This is a genomic window from Suilimivivens aceti (assembly GCF_025567405.1).
In the GTDB taxonomy this organism is placed as follows: domain Bacteria; phylum Bacillota; class Clostridia; order Lachnospirales; family Lachnospiraceae; genus Suilimivivens; species Suilimivivens aceti.
Map to the genome: position 1 here is coordinate 315,318 of NZ_JAOQKJ010000002.1, position 16,942 is coordinate 332,259.

16 protein-coding genes are annotated in these 16,942 nt (G+C 45.9%); 4 read left to right on the forward strand and 12 right to left on the reverse strand.

Going from position 1 to position 16,942, the window contains the following annotated elements; all coding sequences use genetic code 11:
• Positions 1-14: 14 nt before the first annotated feature.
• The gene (locus OCV77_RS03255; RefSeq protein WP_262573291.1) at positions 15-1,664 is read right to left on the reverse strand and encodes a DUF5722 domain-containing protein; all 1,650 of its coding nucleotides are present in this window, start codon (positions 1,662-1,664) and stop codon (positions 15-17) included.
• Between the two features lie 293 nt (positions 1,665-1,957).
• Here OCV77_RS03255 and OCV77_RS03260 point away from each other — a divergent pair, with 293 nt between their 5' ends.
• Complete coding sequence (locus OCV77_RS03260) at positions 1,958-3,325, forward strand: citrate/2-methylcitrate synthase (protein WP_262573294.1); 1,368 nt, start codon at positions 1,958-1,960, stop codon at positions 3,323-3,325.
• Between the two features lie 75 nt (positions 3,326-3,400).
• On the opposite strand, the gene thrC is transcribed toward OCV77_RS03260, so the two are convergent.
• Both thrC and OCV77_RS03270 read right to left on the reverse strand, forming a co-directional pair.
• A complete protein-coding gene (gene thrC / locus OCV77_RS03265; RefSeq protein ID WP_262573296.1) occupies positions 3,401-4,888 on the reverse strand; it encodes a threonine synthase in 1,488 nt (495 codons plus the stop codon).
• A 96-nt stretch (positions 4,889-4,984) separates the two neighbouring features.
• Positions 4,985-5,608, reverse strand: a complete 624-nt coding sequence (locus tag OCV77_RS03270; RefSeq protein ID WP_118796835.1) for a cell wall hydrolase — start codon at positions 5,606-5,608, stop codon at positions 4,985-4,987.
• Positions 5,609-5,730: 122 nt separating this feature from the next.
• On the opposite strand from OCV77_RS03270, the gene OCV77_RS03275 reads away from it, so the two are divergent.
• On the forward strand, positions 5,731-6,525 hold the full coding sequence (locus tag OCV77_RS03275; RefSeq protein ID WP_262573302.1) for an AP2/ERF family transcription factor: 795 nt from the start codon (positions 5,731-5,733) through the stop codon (positions 6,523-6,525).
• A 10-nt stretch (positions 6,526-6,535) separates the two neighbouring features.
• On the opposite strand, the gene OCV77_RS03280 is transcribed toward OCV77_RS03275, so the two are convergent.
• Complete coding sequence (locus tag OCV77_RS03280; RefSeq protein ID WP_262573304.1) at positions 6,536-7,687, reverse strand: GH25 family lysozyme; 1,152 nt, start codon at positions 7,685-7,687, stop codon at positions 6,536-6,538.
• A gap of 159 nt (positions 7,688-7,846) precedes the next feature.
• On the opposite strand from OCV77_RS03280, the gene OCV77_RS03285 reads away from it, so the two are divergent.
• A complete protein-coding gene (locus OCV77_RS03285) occupies positions 7,847-8,821 on the forward strand; it encodes an FAD:protein FMN transferase (protein ID WP_262573307.1) in 975 nt (324 codons plus the stop codon).
• 12 nt (positions 8,822-8,833) lie between these two features.
• Here OCV77_RS03285 and OCV77_RS03290 read toward each other — a convergent pair whose 3' ends face one another.
• From OCV77_RS03290 to rsxC, 7 genes are read right to left on the reverse strand one after another with little or no spacing between them, the layout of a single operon-like run.
• Entirely contained in the window at positions 8,834-9,862 is a 1,029-nt protein-coding gene (locus OCV77_RS03290) for an aldo/keto reductase (protein WP_118797117.1), read from the reverse strand.
• A 13-nt stretch (positions 9,863-9,875) separates the two neighbouring features.
• Positions 9,876-10,676, reverse strand: a complete 801-nt coding sequence (locus OCV77_RS03295; protein WP_262573310.1) for an RnfABCDGE type electron transport complex subunit B — start codon at positions 10,674-10,676, stop codon at positions 9,876-9,878.
• Between the two features lie 12 nt (positions 10,677-10,688).
• Complete coding sequence (rsxA, locus tag OCV77_RS03300; RefSeq protein ID WP_118796830.1) at positions 10,689-11,273, reverse strand: electron transport complex subunit RsxA; 585 nt, start codon at positions 11,271-11,273, stop codon at positions 10,689-10,691.
• Positions 11,260-11,952, reverse strand: a complete 693-nt coding sequence (gene rsxE / locus OCV77_RS03305; protein ID WP_118796829.1) for an electron transport complex subunit RsxE — start codon at positions 11,950-11,952, stop codon at positions 11,260-11,262. Before rsxE ends, rsxA begins: the two co-directional genes overlap by 14 nt.
• Positions 11,952-12,563: an RnfABCDGE type electron transport complex subunit G gene (locus tag OCV77_RS03310; RefSeq protein WP_262573312.1), complete on the reverse strand. Its 612-nt coding sequence runs from the start codon at positions 12,561-12,563 to the stop codon at positions 11,952-11,954. Before OCV77_RS03310 ends, rsxE begins: the two co-directional genes overlap by 1 nt.
• Positions 12,560-13,492 (reverse strand): RnfABCDGE type electron transport complex subunit D, encoded by a 933-nt coding sequence (locus OCV77_RS03315; RefSeq protein ID WP_118796828.1) that lies wholly within the window; start codon positions 13,490-13,492, stop codon positions 12,560-12,562. Before OCV77_RS03315 ends, OCV77_RS03310 begins: the two co-directional genes overlap by 4 nt.
• Before the next feature lie 12 nt (positions 13,493-13,504).
• Entirely contained in the window at positions 13,505-14,824 is a 1,320-nt protein-coding gene (gene rsxC, locus OCV77_RS03320; protein ID WP_262573315.1) for an electron transport complex subunit RsxC, read from the reverse strand.
• Between the two features lie 153 nt (positions 14,825-14,977).
• Between rsxC and OCV77_RS03325 the strand changes: the two genes are divergently transcribed.
• Positions 14,978-16,081 (forward strand): ribonuclease H-like domain-containing protein, encoded by a 1,104-nt coding sequence (locus OCV77_RS03325; protein ID WP_118796827.1) that lies wholly within the window; start codon positions 14,978-14,980, stop codon positions 16,079-16,081.
• Positions 16,082-16,138: 57 nt separating this feature from the next.
• On the opposite strand, the gene OCV77_RS03330 is transcribed toward OCV77_RS03325, so the two are convergent.
• A complete protein-coding gene (locus OCV77_RS03330; RefSeq protein ID WP_262573319.1) occupies positions 16,139-16,921 on the reverse strand; it encodes a CheR family methyltransferase in 783 nt (260 codons plus the stop codon).
• Positions 16,922-16,942: the final 21 nt, after the last annotated feature.

Consider the following 16,942-nt stretch of genomic DNA (forward strand, 5'->3'; position numbering starts at 1 on the left):
AGCATTCTGCACCCTTACTGGACTACGCCATTGCCGCCTCTGGTCCAGATAATATTTTTACTGATCATCTCATCAATATCCATGCCGATGATCTCAGATGCCCTTGCCTTGGCTGCCGCCTCATTTGCCGTTCCGAGATTCTTATAGATCTCATAGGACGGCTTTTTATTTCCGGAAAGATCATATAGTCCAAGATCCAGATGACTTTCCATCTCGGAAGCCTCATCTGTCTGACGGAAGAGCATAAATGCATCTACATCCGGCAGGGAGGCTGCTTTCAGATAGCCGTAGGCAATAGATGCCTCCTGTGCTTCTGATCCAAAGGCAGAGGTATAGCCGATCTCCGCAAGGGAAATACTTCGTACTTCTCCGGAAGGACTTAAAAATTGCTTCTGATGCATATAATTGATCAGAATATCTATATTCTGCATGGTAATATATGGTGTGGAAATGCTCTCCTTTACCCATACTGCCGGACCGTTCCATGCATAAGGGTCGTACAGCGGTGAATTATAGGGATGATAGGAAAGCCCCCAGTCAATATTTCCTTCCCTGTTCATATAATAATTAAACTGATCCAGATATCCCTTTGCCAGAAAGCTACCAGGGTTGGACTTTCTGCCCCATTCCTGGTCAATGGAATTATAAATCCTGACATTGGCATTCTGTGCCTTCAGTTCATTATACAGAATGCGGAACGCCTTCACATAAATATTCACATTCAGATCCATATTCGTAGAATTGGTATACCACCAGGAGGTTCTGGCATTGACCTCATTCCCGATGATCCAGTTATCTACCTGCCCTGCTCCCATATGTCCGGAATAATGCTGGCCAAGGAAAGCACCGATTGCCTTCAGATGTCCGGTTCCTGCTTCATCTGCTACATTCAGGGCATAGCCAGGGCAGTCACCGCCGGCTGCCAGCGGATGGATCAGATCCTTGCCAAAATCTCCCTCCCCTCCATTCAGAAGCACCAGCGTCACCTGGATTCCAAACCGGTTGATGCTCCGGATCGTGGAGTCATAACGGGAAAGAACTTCCCCGTTAAAATAAAAGGTCTTTCCATTATAGGAAAAGGCAATGGCATCCGGCTGTCCTTCTGCAGAACAGAGTTCTCCGAGATCCATATTGTAAACGATCTGCTGGATACCAAGATCCTGTAGCTGTCCATCAGAGATCCTGGTCACATCCGGAAGGATTCCCTTGATCCCATGATCATTTCTTACTGCACTGTAGGCTGCGATCGCTTCCGGATTGGTGATGTAGTGCTCATCACTGACCTGTACCATCTGCCCGCCGCGCTTTACGGCTACCAGGAATTTACAGCTCAGATTGGAGCTGTCTGTATTATAATTCAGTGGAAAACTCACAGAAACCGATCTCCCAGCTGAAGCCCTGGCTACTGCCTGTCCTCTTGGACCATCCTGCCATACTTCATCCGCATAAATATAATAATTGCCATCATCTCCGTAAGGAACACTGCCTGCTGAAAGCTGGCAGACAACCTGATCCCCGCTGATCATACAGGAAGTAATGGACACCGGCCTGCCTTCTGCCGATACCTCCATGGGCTTTGCAAAGAATACAAGACCTGTCAGTATTGCGGCTGCGATCCCCATCACGATTTTATTGGAACGATAGTTGTTTTTTTTGATTTCCACCTGTCTTCCCCACTTTTTCTTTTGTTTTATTACCTTTACCATTATAAACGGAAACAGCTGTATTTGGCAACATACACTTGCCCTTCCTGTCGTTCTTTTCCCTTCTGCCTTTTACCGCCGCTATCTTTCTCCTGAAAAATGTAAAAAAACTATAAACTCAAAATTTTTACTTGTTTTCGTTCTTTTCACATGATATCATAGTTTATATATACTTTTTTCTGACATATTCTGATACATGTCAATATTCATTCACAATTGTAACTGTCCTGACCATCGCAGAAAGGAGACAATCCATGGATCATAATGTATACTCTGAGGTTACACCCGATATCGTACGTCTATCTTCGCTTGCACAGAACGCTGACGTGATAGATACAGAACTTTTTACCAGATATAACGTCAAACGTGGTCTCCGTGACCTGAATGGAAAGGGTGTCCTTGCTGGACTGACCAACATTTCCGATGTCCGTGCCAAGGAAATCATAAATGGGGAAGAGGTTCCTGCGCATGGACAGCTTTTCTACCGCGGCTATAATGTAAAGGATCTGGTAAGCGGCTTTACCTCTGATAACCGGTTCGGCTTTGAAGAGATCACCTATCTGCTTCTCTTCTCCAAGCTGCCGAATGCAGAAGAGCTTGCTTCCTTCCGTAAGCTCCTCGCCTTTTACCGTACTCTGCCTACCAGCTTTGTACGCGATATCATCATGAAAGCACCCAGTAAGGATATGATGAACACTCTGTCAAGAAGTGTTCTGACTCTGTATTCCTATGATGACAGGGCTGATGATGTTTCCCTTCCCAATGTGCTGCGCCAGTGTCTGCAGCTGATCAGCCTGTTTCCCCTGCTGTCTATTTATGGCTATCAGGCTTACTGCCACTACCATGATGGCAAAAGCCTTTTCATCCACCAGCCGGATCCAGGTCTTTCTGCTGCGGAGAATATCCTGCATATCCTGAGACCGGACAGCTCCTATACACCACTGGAAGCCAGGCTGCTTGATATCGCACTTGTACTCCATATGGAACACGGCGGTGGAAACAACTCCACCTTCACGACTCACGTTGTGACCTCTTCCCTGACCGATACCTACTCCGTTATTGCTGCGGCCATCGGTTCCCTGAAGGGACCGAGACATGGCGGTGCCAATATCAAGGTAGTACAGATGTTTGAAGACATGAAGCAGTCTGTTTCCGACTGGACAGATGAGGACGAGGTGGCAGACTACTTAAGGAGTCTCCTACATAAGGAAGCCTTCGACCATGCCGGCCTGATCTACGGTGTCGGCCATGCGATCTATTCCAAATCAGACCCGAGGGCTGTGATCCTCAAGTCCTTCGTAGAGAAGCTTTCCGAGGAAAAGGGACTTCAGAAGGAATTTGCTCTTTATTCCATGGTGGAACGTCTTGCCCCCGAGGTCATTGCGAGGGAGCGTAAAATGTATAAGGGTGTCAGTATCAACGTGGACTTTTACTCCGGCTTTGTTTACAATATGCTTTCGCTTCCTCTGGAGCTTTATACCCCCATCTTTGCGATGGCACGTATCTCCGGCTGGAGCGCCCACAGAATGGAAGAGCTTGCCAATAACGGCAAGATCATCCGCCCGGCTTATAAACCAATCTGTGAAGACAAGGACTATGTTCCTATTGAAAAAAGGAGCTGATGCAAATCTGCATCAGCTCCTTTTCTTCATAATTTTAATTTAAAGTCTTAGTACTGTTAGAACCAAAAAATACGGTCAGATCCCAAGAAACTCCAGAACTGTCTGCTTCATTTCTGTCTTATCACAGACATGGTCGTGAAGCACCGGTGCTGTTCTGATCTCCTCAATAGCTCTGGGTACGGCAGTTCCTGAGATTTCAGAAAGCCTGTCCACCAGATCAAAATCGCTCATATGATCATACTTCTCATCAATAGCCTTCATCACGCTTCTTGTAAACTTATACGGACTTGCCGTGGATGCAATGACAGAAACACTTGCATCACCGGTATCCTTCAGATATTTCTTATAAACGCAGGAGGCCACTGCTGTATGGGTATCGATCACATAGCCTGTCTTATCATACAGGTCATGGATCGTCCTTGCTGTCTCCTCCTCACTTGCATAATTACCATAAAAGTCAGCAAGCTGTGCTTTCATCTCTTCTGTAATAGTATACCTGCCATCCTGCCTCAGTTCACTCATCAGCTCTCTGTTCTTATCCGGATCATCTCCGGCGATCCTGTAGATGAGGCGTTCCAGATTGCTGGATACCAGAATATCCATGGACGGTGAGCTTGTCAGCATAAACTCCCTGTTTCTGTCATAGGTACCTGTGGTAAAGAAATCATACAGAACCTTATTCTCATTGGACGCACAGATCAGCTTATGAACCGGAAGTCCCATCTGCTTTGCATAGAATGCTGCCAGAATATTGCCAAAGTTACCAGTTGGAACTACGAAATTAACAGCCTCCCCGGCTTTAATCTTCTCTTCCTCAAGAAGCTTCACATAAGCATAAACATAATAGGCAACCTGGGGGATCAGCCTTCCAATGTTAATAGAATTGGCGGATGAAAACTGGAAGCCCTTCTCAGCCATATAAGCAGCCAGCTCCTTGTCAGCGAACATCTGCTTGACTCCGGTCTGTGCATCATCAAAATTGCCATGAATCCCTACCACATATGTATTTTTACCCTTCTGGGTCACCATCTGCTTCTCCTGGATCGGACTGACACCATTCTTTGGATAGAATACAATGATCCTTGTACCTTCAACATCTGCAAAACCTGAAAGTGCTGCCTTGCCGGTATCTCCGGAGGTTGCTGTCAGGATCACGATCTCCTTTGTCACGTGATTCTTTCTGGCAGAGGTTGTCAGAAGATGTGGCAGGATAGACAGTGCCATATCCTTGAAGGCGATGGTCGCACCATGGAACAGTTCAAGATAATAAGCGCCATCCGCTTCCACAAGCGGAGCGATCACTTCTGTATCAAACTTGGAGTCGTACGCTCTTGCTATACAGCCTTTCAGCTCTTCTTCTGTAAAATCCGTAAAATAAAGCTTCATAACCTCATAGGCAACTTCACCATATGTCATATGCGACAGCTCTTCCAGTGATCTATCAAGTGCCGGTATCCTCTCCGGCACGAATAATCCGCCATCGTCAGCCAGTCCCTTCAGAATTGCTTTTGATGCTGTAACCGGATTTCCTTCAGTTCTCGTGCTATGATACAAGATTTCCATGTTTTTCTTCCTTCCGTGTTCGTTCCTTTGTAATCTGGATTTATAATTTTTTATCATTCTAGCATAAACGGAATTGCTTGACAAGCAATACACTCTTTATCCTGCCTTAAAAAACTCATGTCCTCCATAGGAAAAGAGGCGTATCAGGCAATTATCAAACCACTTCATTTTTCCTTCTTCCGCATATTTTCTGGCTGCAAAATACAGCGCTCCTTCCGTGACATCCTCCCCCTCAAGCACCCTGTCCACTGCTCTCCTGGTTTCTTCTGTTGCCACTGCGCTCTGATAGGTTCCATTAGCTACTGGTGAAAACTGATAAACGCCATTTTCATTCTGAAACACAACCTCTTCCACTGTATCCGGAAACTTATTGCTTTCCACACGGTTCATCACAACTCCGGCTACAAGCATTTTCCCTTTTTCATCTTCACTCCCGGCCTCAGCCTGTACAATCTTAAGCAGGATCTCGTAATCCTTGTCTGACAGCTTACTGTATTCCGGCTTTTCCATTACCTCATAATCCACAATACGCTGTCCTGAGGAAGCTCTTTTCAGATAACCAAAGAAATGCTCCTTAACAGGCCTGCTTTCCTGTACACTGGTAAGCTGAAATGCCGGTGATGCGGCAAACAGGTTTGCCCTGACTCCTGTCACGCAGAACCACCCCGCAAGAAAAAGCGTATTACACAGAAATAACCGAATAATAAAATTTTTATACATTCTTTTTACCTGTTCCTTTCTGTCCACTAACTATTCTATACATGGATGCCTGAAAATATTTCTAAAATTTCATTTTTCTGTAATTTATTTCAAAATTATTAACTCTATGCTATACTATTTTTATGAAAAAAAAGCTTCCCGGTGTATATGAAACAACAAAAAAAGACGGCAGCATTTACTACCGTTCTTCTATTACCTATCATCAGAAACATATCAGCCTTGGCAGTTATGACACCTCTGCCAGGGCTTTTGGTGCATATCTGGAAGCAGACTCCCTTCTGAAGGATCCATCACTGTCTTTTAAAGAACACTCGGATCTCCGGATCCTGCCCTTTGGAAAGTGGGTATGTCTGATCAATTTCAGGGACAATGGCATCTATATTGCCAATCCGATCTATCTTCATCCAAGATACTTTGAATACTTCCTTAGCGCCCATGAAATCCTGAAGTTTGATATTGATGACCTGTTTTATTATTCCAGTCACAAGATCATGCAGCGGGGACGTCATTTCTTCGTCTCAGAATATGGTATGCAGACCAATATTGCCGGACGCTATGGCATCAAGAACTATGCCGTTTTCGGCCGGGATTACCGCTTTGTCAATGGGGACTGTAACGATTTCCGATATGAAAACATAGAGATCCTGAACCGTTACCACGGTGTCAGGGAGAAAAAGGAAAAGAATACGGTCCGTTACACAGCACGGATCCATATCAACGGGAATTATACGATCGGCACCTATGACAGTGCCATAGAAGCAGCCATTGCCTATAATAAGGCTGCCGATATTCTTCACAGGTCAGGTGTACGCAGGCAATTTGTCGTAAATTACATCGAGGAGCTTTCTCCATCTGCCTACGCAGAACTGTATAGAAAGCTCCCCATTTCCTCCAGGATCATGCACTATAAGCCATAATCCTGCTCTTTTACCTGTTCGCATAATCGGTAAAGCTGATCACATACGATGCCGGCTTTTCCACACCATTTATATTTTCCTGTGCGGCATATTCCCACATCTTATACTGATAGGGATAGGCAGGTATTGCCTCTTCATCCTCCAGAAATACATCATAATCCTTCAGCATTTCAGAGGGCATGACATCAGTCAGCAGAAAATTGGTGTCTCCATAAAGAATACCCTGATATCCGGCATCCGCTATATCCTTCAGGAAAGCCTGTGCAATCTCTGTTCTGTCCTTTTCATCCAGGATATCTGTTCTTGCCGTATCTGTTTCAATGCTTTCCATCTGCAATGCGACAGGATAACTGATCTTATACGGAAGAAGCTGGTTTTTTACAAAGGCTGCTTCCTCCACTGCCTCTTCCACAGTAACTGCCTGGGAAGAAAAATAGCATCCAACAGAAAGTCCTGCTTTCTGTGCTGCCTCGATCCTTGTTGTGAAATCAGGATCCAGAGAGATCAGTCCGGTTCCATATCCTCTGCCGCCTACCTTCAGCATCACAAAATCTATTCCGTCTTCACTCAGCCTGTCAAAATCCACGGTACCGTTCTCACTGGAAAGCATCACGCCAAGCCTTGACAGCTTTTTATTTCCGCTGTAATAGGCCATCTTCCCATTGGTGATCTTAAGCTTCGTAAAATCGTAATCTGCCTTTGGAAGCTTATCATCGATTTCGATCCACTCTTCTGTCCCGTCCTTATAGGTAACCTGGATATGCCTGCCGTCCGCTGCCAGCTCCTCCTCCGTCGGTGAAGGGGTCGGCGTCGGATCCGGTGTTGCCGATGGTGACGGACTTGCCTCTTCCTCTACCACTGTTCCTGCTCCGTCATACATATCCCAGAAATCCAGATCCTCTGCCCGGAGCTTATGCTCCCGGTACAGCTTTTCTATGCCGGCATCTCCATAATCCTCTTCCGTTTCTTCCTCCGGCAGAGGTGTTGACGTAGCTGATGCTGCAGCAAGCGCCTCTGCTCTTTTTTTTGCCCCGGATCTGCTTTGACTGTTGCTAACAAGCACCACCGCTAATATAATAAAGATCAGGGCTGAAATCGCTGCTATTGTATAGATCACCGGTGCACTGACCTTATGGTCTTCCGGTTCTTCTGGTAAATACATACATTCACTCCACTTTCTGAAAGGTGTTTACCACCTGTGAAATGAGTATACAATATTCTGCCCTGGTTTTACAACACCAAAAGCATTAACTCTCAAATCAATATCAGGCGGATTCTCCTGTACTGCCTACAGCAGAGGATCCCATACAGGACTTTAACCATGAAAAAAGCTTATTTTTTATTTTGTCTTATACTTGCTTCCCTCTGTCCCTTTTCCCTGACTGGCTGTCAGAGAAATGCTGCAGAAACAACCAAAACAGGTTTTTACCTGAATACCATTGTTTCCATCACTCTTTACGACAGATCAGGTGAGGATCCCCTCTTTGACGAAGCCATGTCTCTGATCGGGGAATATGACAGTCTCCTCAGCAAAACAGCAGAGGGAAGCGATATTTACCGCATCAACCATGCAGACGGTTCTCCAGTAGAAGTAGATGCCCGGACAGCAGAGCTTCTGTCCATTGCCCTGTCCTACGCCTCCCTTTCAGACGGTCTTGTGGATCCTACCATTGGTACCCTCTCTGATCTCTGGAGCTTTGGAGATACCAATGAGGGAATTGTCCCTTCCAGAGAAGATATAGAAGAAGCACTTTCCCACATTGATTATACAAAGGTAAAGCTCTCCGGCAATACCGTTACTCTTCTTGATCCAAAAGCCAGACTGGATCTTGGTTTCATTGCCAAAGGCTATATTGCCGACAAGCTGAAGGAATTTCTGACAAAAAACGACGTAGAAAACGGTATCATCAACCTTGGCGGAAATGTGCTTACGATCGGCACGAAACCGGATGGATCCGATTATCATATCGGTGTGCAGAAGCCCTTTGCTGAGACCGGCACTGCCCTGACAACACTGACTGTCCGTGACAGATCCCTTGTTTCCTCCGGAAACTATGAACGTTACTTTGAAAAGGATGGTATCCTCTATCATCACATTCTTTCTACGAGAGATGGATACCCTGTAAACAGTGGTCTAAATGGTGTTACTATCATCAGTGAGAACTCTGTTGACGGAGATGCTCTCTCCACGCTCTGCTTTATTCTCGGCTATGAAAATGGACGCAAATTAATAGACAGCCTCCCTGATACAGAGGCTGTCTTCATAAGTGATGCCGGTGAACTGATCACCGGCTGATTCTTTTTCCGATCAGGATACAGATACTCTCCCGGCAAGAACCTCTTCATAATCTGCCAGATTCTTCTGAAGAAGTGCCGGTGTATCCAGTCCATACGGACATTTGCTCTTACATTTATTACAGTGCAGGCAGTTCTTGATCTTATTCATCTTCGCCTGTACTTCTTCTGTAAGCTGCAGCTTTGACGGGGATCTCCGGAGCAGCAGTGACATCCTGGCACAGTTATTGATCTCGATCCCTGCCGGACACGGCATACAATAACCACAGCCCCTGCAGAAATCTCCTGACAGCTCTTCCCTGTCCCTTCTGATCAGCTCTGCGATCTCCTCTGTCATTTCAGGAGGATTTTCTATATAGGAAAGGAATTCATCCAGCTCCGATTCTCTCTGCACACCCCAGATTGGCAGTACATTTTCATACTGTGCCGCATGCGCATAAGCCGCTGCCGAATTGGTAATAAGTCCTCCTGACAGTGCTTTCATGGCAATAAAGCCCATATCCTTTTCCCTGCAGGCTTCTACCAGCTCCAGATCCTTCTCTGTCGCCAGATAGCAGAAGGGAAACTGCAGTGTTTCATATAAGCCGCTCTCTATGGCTTCTTTCGCTACATACAGTCTGTGATTGGTGATTCCGATATGACGGATCTTTCCTTCCTTCTTTGCTTCCAGTGCTGCATCATACAGTCCGCTTTCATCTCCCGGTCTTGGACAGAACGCCGGATTATGGAACTGATAGATATCAATATAATCACAGCGAAGATTCTCAAGGCTCTTTTTCAGATCCTCACGCAGTCCTTCTCCTGTCTGTGCCCCTGTTTTGGTGGCGATATAAAGGCTCTCTCTTTTCTTTTCAAAAGCAAGCCCCACCTTGTGTTCACTGTCACTGTAGGCTCTTGCCGTATCAAAGAACCGGATCCCGCCATCATAGGCTTTGTTCAGGAGGGCTGCTGCAGCCTCATCACTGATCCTCTGGATCGGAAGCGCTCCGAATCCATTCTTGTTTACCACTATTTCTGTTTTTCCCAGTCTTACCTGTACCATGATATTCTCCCCTTTATTCATGTGCCACGATGGATTTTCTGGGGCACTTCTGTGCACAGATACCGCATCCCTTACACTGGTCATAGAGGATCGTTGCGTTGAAATTCTCAACGCTTACAGCCTCTGCCGGACAGTTCTTCTTGCAGAGCTGACAACCGATGCAGGACACCGTACAATCCTTCATTGCTACCGGTCCCTTATCCTGTGAGCTGCAGGCAACTGCATATTTTGCATCATAAGGGATCAGGCTGATCAGGTGCTTCGGACAGACCTCCACACATTTACCACATGCCTTGCAGGCTTCCTTATCTACCTTTGCTACTCCGTTCACTACATGGATCGCATCAAAGGGACAGACACTGACACAGGAGCCATATCCAAGACATCCGTAGTTACAGCTTTTTGCACCTCCATTTGGCACAAAAGAAAGCATACGGCAGTCATGAATCCCCGTATATTCATAATCTGAAGAGGTCTTGTCGCAGTCACCCTGACACTGTACAAAGGCAACCATTCTCTTCTTTTCTTCTGCTGTCACTCCCATAATACCAGCAATCACCCTTCCTACAGGCTCTCCGCCTACCGGGCAGGCATTGACCGGCGCCTCTCCTTTGGCAATAGCAGCCGCAAGACCGCTACAGCCGGGGAATCCGCATCCACCACAGTTATTTCCGGGAAGTGCCTCCAATACGGCTGCTTCTCTTTCATCTACCTCTACCTTAAATTTGATTGCCGCAATCCCGAGGAATACTCCTACGAAAAGGCCAACGCCTCCTACTGCAGCAACTGCCAGTAAAATTCCTGTTATATCCACCTGTCATACCTCCTATAAGAGTCCTGAAAATCCACAGAAGGCAATCGCCATCAGACCTGCTGTCACAAGAACGATGGGCATACCACGGAAGGATTTCGGGATATCATTATACTGCATTTTTTCTCTGATTCCTGCAAGGATCACAATGGAAATGGTGAATCCGGCTGCTGTAGCAAATCCGTTCACGATACCCTGAAGGATACCGTAGTTCTTCTGCACATTGGTAAGGGCTACCCCAAGTACTGCACAGTTGGTTGTGATCAGAGGCAGATATACGCCAAGTGCCTTATATAATGCCGGCATAAATTTTTTCAGGAACATTTCCACGAACTGTACCAGTGCCGCAATGACCAGAATGAAAACAATGGTCTGCAGATAGGTCAGATCTAAGGGAACCAGGATAAACTTGTAAATAACGCCTGCTACTGCGGATGCCAGTGTAATGACAAAGATAACTGCAGTTCCCATTCCTGCCGCTGTATTCATCTTCCTGGATACTCCAAGGAAAGGACAAAGTCCGAGGAACTGGCTCAATACAACATTACTGATCAGCGATGAGGAGACCAGTATGATCAGAAGATCCTTAACAGTTTCCATGTTCTGCTTCCTCCTTATTGCAATTCATACAGTCGCCGCCGCATCCAGACTGGATCTTTGACATATCCTTGCCCTTCTTCTCTCCGTTTATCCTGATCTTATTCTGAATAGCAGTCAGGACTGCCAGTACGAAGAAGGCACCGGGTGCCAGCACGAAAATGCTGCAGGGTACATAGCTGTCAGGCATCACCTGCATATTAAAGAGCTGTCCAGCCCCCAGAAGTTCCCTGACAGCGCCGATGATCGTAAGTGCCAGGGTAAATCCAAGTCCCATACCGATTCCATCAAACAGGGAAGGGATCACCTTATTCTTGGAAGCATAGGCCTCCGCTCTTCCAAGGATGATACAGTTTACAACGATCAGTGGAATGTATAAGCCAAGGGCATCATACAGAGATGGAATAAAAGCCTTCAGCAGAAGCTCCACTACTGTAACAAAGGAGGCAATGATCACTATGAAGGCAGGAATCCTGACCTTATCAGGAATCACCTTTCTGAGCATGGAAATAAACATATTGCTCAGTGCCAGTACCGCCATGGTGGTCAGTCCCATACCAAGACCATTGACCGCTGACGTGGTAACGGCCAGTGTCGGACACATACCAAGTGTCAGCACAAAGGTCGGATTTTCAGTGATAATACCGTTTTTTAATCGCTCCAGAGCACTGTTCTCTTTCATCACCTGTCACCTCCAAGCTGCGTTTCAAAAATGTAAAGACCGGCATTCACGGCCGTTGTCACTGCATTCGTTGTGATCGTTGCACCGCTGATGGCATCGATCTGACTGTCCATCGTAGATCCTGTTTTCGTATAGGTAAACTGCGATACCTGCTTTCCGGCAAACTGGGGAACCAGTACGGTACCGGCCTTCATGCCAAGTCCGGCTGTTTCTGAAATGCTCAGAAGGGAGATCCCATTTAATGTACCATCGTTCTGGATCCCCATGGTAAAGGTAATATCCCCGCCATAGCCCTCATGACTCGTCATCGTCAGCACATACCCAAGGCAGCCTCCCTCAGCATCTGTCGCCATCAGAGCATTGTCAAGATCAACTCCTGCATAATTCTGCTCCCAGGTGCTGTCACCTTCCGGCACTGCCAGCTCCAGCTTATCAGAAAATCCAGCCGCATCCGGGAATACCTCCTGATAAGCTGCCTTTGCTGCCTTTTCTTCTGCAGCCGCTATCGGTTCCTTTGTGATCTGATATACAAATCCAAGGATAAGTCCTGCTACTACCGTAATCAGCAGCAGGATCGATGCATCCTTTATCATTCCTTTTTTATCACTCATGACCTTTCCCCTCCTTTTCCAAATGCTTTGGGAAGTGTCACCTTTTCAATCAGCGGCACGATCAGGTTGCCTATGATAATGGCATAGGAAACTCCTTCCGCAGAAGGTCCAAAAATACGGAAGATTCCGGTTAATACACCAAGGAAAACACCATACAGATACTGTCCCTTCTTGGTAATGGGCCTCGTCACATAATCTGTTGCCATAAAGAAAGCACCCAGCATCAGACCTCCGCCTGCCAGATGGGCACTGATAAAGGCAGGATCAAAGCCATGTCCTCCAAAGAGGCTCAGGAATATCACGAAGCTTACCAGATAGGTGCCGGGGATCCGGAGATCAATAACACCAAGTAAGATCAGGAAGCACGCACCGATCACAATGGCGATCATGGAGGTTTCACCAATAGTTCCGGCTGTTCTTCCGATCACCATATCAAGGATATTCACATCCTCCCCTGCCTTCAGTGCAGCAAGCGGAGTCGCCCCTGTGTATGTATCTGTCTGGAAATTACACATAATAGATGTATAGGAGATCAAAAGAAAGCATCTGGCACCCAGCGCCGGATTCATGAAGTTCTGTCCAAGACCTCCAAACAGCATCTTTACGACCAGAATGGCAAATACACCACCGATCACAGCGATCCACCAGGGTGCTGTGGACGGCAGGTTCAATGCCAGCAGAAGTCCCGTTACTACTGCCGAGAAATCCCCGATCGTCACAGGCTTATGCATGGCCTTTTCATAAAGATACTCTGTTAATACTGTCGTTGCTATCGTTACTAAAATTAAAATCAGTGCATCCAGTCCAAAATTGTAAATACCAAAGCCAGCAGCAGGAAGCAGTGCTACTACGACAGCCAGCATAATGCTCTTTGTCGTCACCTTAGACCTGATATGCGGATTAGATGACACCTTCATCAAATCACTCATTTTCTGTTCCTCCTACTTCTTCTTTTTCTTGGCAAGCTGCATTTTGCGCATGGACTTGATCACCTGGGTCAACGGACGCTTAGCCGGGCAGACATAGCTGCAGCAGCCACATTCACAGCATTCCATACCATTGTTTTTCAGGAAGCCTTCTTCATCATAGTGCTCAGCACAGTCAGCAAGAAGCCTTGGCACCACTCTTCCCGGGCAGGCCTCCACACATTTGCCACAGTTGATACAGGCAGAAGGCTCCATGGCGGATACATCATCCTTCGTCATGCAGAGCAGCGCAGATGATGTTTTGGTTGTTGGTACATCCAAATCAAAAATTCCAAAGCCCATCATGGGACCACCGGAAACAATTTTAACCGGAGGTGTCTTGAAGCCGCCGGCCTCCTCTATCAGCTCGTGATAATTGGTTCCAATCCTTACCTTGAAATTGCAGGGCTCTGCGACCGCATCTCCTGTCACGGTAACGATCCTGTGCATCAGGGGACGGCCTTTCATCACTGCATTATAAATGGAGATCACGGTATCCACGTTATTCACTACACACCCCGCATCCGCAGGGAGCTGTGAACTGTTGATGGCTCTGCCTGTTACCGCATAGATCAAATGACGCTCTGACCCTTGCGGATACTTGGTCTTCAGTGCCTTCACTGCAATCTTCGGTTCATCCTTTGTCATCTCACGGAGGCGTTCGATACAGTCAGGCTTATTATCCTCTACTGCCAAAATACCTCTTGCATTCTCGAAAAGGCTTAAGGAAACCTTCAGTCCTCCGATCAGCTTATCCGGCTCTTCCAGCATTTTCCGGTAGTCAGAGGTCAGATAGGGTTCACACTCTGCGCAGTTGACGATCACATATTCTATTTTTTCGGGCTCTTTGGGAGAAAGCTTGATAAAGGTCGGGAATCCGGCGCCGCCCATTCCCACAATACCAGCTTCTTTGATGATATTGATCTTATCCTCTCTTGTCAGTTCTTCAAATGGTCTTACCTCAGGCCACTCTACTTCCTCATACAGCCCGTCGTTCTCTATAACGATACTCATGACATTATCACCAGTCACCACACGTCTTGGCTCAATCGCCTTGACTGTTCCTGATACGGTAGCATAAATCGGTGAGGAAACAAACCCTGATGCCTCTGCAATTTTCTGTCCTGTCAGAACCCTGTCACCTTTTTTCACTATAGGGTTTGCCGGTGCCCCGATATGCTGGGACAGTGGATAGACCAGATCTCCCTTAGGGAGGATCTCACGTATCGGCTTATCCTTCGACAAATCCTTACCGTCATAGGGATGGATTCCTCCAATAAACGTTAGTTTTGCCATAACTTTCCTTCTTTCCCTTGATTTCTCTTCCATCAAGCTGATGAAAATTCTCATTCTTATCTTTTAAATATACTATTTTTTTGTCGAAAATACTACTGCATTTTTGAAAAATATGCTACACTGAAGATGTGATTTTGCGAAGGAGAACATTCTATGAAAACCGAAGAAATTATCTTAAATAATTTCATTTTAAAATACCCGATAGAGCGTCTTGCTCCCCTTGATCAGATCCTGTTTCTGGACATCGAAACTACCGGACTTTCTGCGGACAATTCCCAGCTTTATCTGATTGGATGCGCCTTTTACAAAGAAGGAAACTGGCAGATCAGACAGTGGTTTGCACAGTCTGCTGAAGAAGAGCCTGAACTGTTAAAATCCTTCTTCACATTCGCCGCAGACTATTCATTTCTGATCCATTATAACGGTAATTCCTTTGATCTGCCTTATCTTCGCAAGAAGCTGCTTCAGTATCAGCTTCCTTATGATTTCAGCCAGTTTGAGGGTATCGATATTTACAAAAGGATCCATCCCTACCGGGGCTTCTTAAAGCTCCCCAACTGTAAGCAGAAAACAGTCGAATCCTTCCTGAATATCAGACGTGAGGACAGATATACCGGTGGTGAGCTGATCAATGTTTACAAGGATTATCTCTCTTCCCATGATTTTAACCTGTATCATATCCTTCTTTTGCACAATTCAGATGATATGAAGGGCATGCTGGAGGTTCTTCCCATCCTGTCCTATTACGATCTGTTCAATAACAGTCTGAAAGCCCGCAAGGTACAGGCAAATTATTATAATGATATTCATGGCATTCTGCGTAAAGAACTGATGATGAAGCTGATCTTCGCCTCTCCTCTGCCTGTATCCGTCAGTGCCATGGCCAGAGGGTGTCATTTCAAAGGCGAAGAACATGAAGGCACCCTGATCGTACCGATCTATGAAGAAGAGCTGAAATATTTCTATGCCAACTACAAGGATTATTATTATCTTCCCACAGAGGATACTGCGATCCATAAATCTATCGCTTCCTTTGTAGACAAGGAATACCGGGAGCAGGCATCAGCCTCCAACTGCTATACAAGGAAATTTTCCAGTTATCTTCCCCAGTGGGAGATTCTGGCAGAGCCTTTCTTCAAGCGTGATTATAAAAGTCACGACCTGTTCTTCGAACTGACTGATGAAATTAAAAAAGACCGGCAGCTTTTTTCAAGCTATGCCAGCCATATCCTGAATATCATGGCGGTACAGCCATAATGCCAATCACTAAGTCAGGCGGTCATTTCTTTCCGGAAATGCCGCCTGTTTTTCATTTTACTGCTTCGGATGTTCATAGAAGAAGGAATTCTTCCGCTCATATCCCATTTCTCTGTGGTTGATGATCTGCTCCGTACTTCCTATGAAAAGTACCCCGCCAGGAGCCAGTGAGGAATAAAATTTCCTGAACACTTCATCCTTGGCTTCTTCTGTAAAGTAAATCAGAACATTCCGGCAGACGATCAGGTGACACCCCGACGGATAATTATTATCCAGCAGATTCTGCTCCTTAAATTCCACTCTTGCTTTGATTTCATCGGAAATCTTATAAGACGGACCTACCTTCGTAAAATACTTTTTTTTAAAATCATCCGGTACGGAAGCAATACTTTTCTCTCCATACAGTCCGACCTTCGCCTTAGCTATAACCTGCTTGTCAAGATCTGTTGCATAAACACGGATCATGTTCAGCGGAATATGTCTGGAAAGCGCCATAACCAGAGAGTAAGGCTCATCACCAGTAGAGCAGGCTGCGCTCCAAACCTTCAGGTTCTTACCAAATTTTGTGATCAGATCCGGTATGATCGTTTCATCAAGCAGCTTCCACTGCTCCGGATTCCGATAAAACTCAGATACATTAATCGTCAGATAAGTAACAAATTCCTCAAATTTTTCACGATCTGTTTTCAGAGCCTTTATATAATCCTCATACCCTTTAAATCCATTCTTGGTAATCAGCGAATCGATTCTTCTCTTCATCTGTCTTTCCTTATATGCATTCAGATCGATCTTCGTTAATTGAAACACTGCCGTTTTAAAATTTTCATAATCGTATGCCATCAGCCTTCACCATCTTTCTTA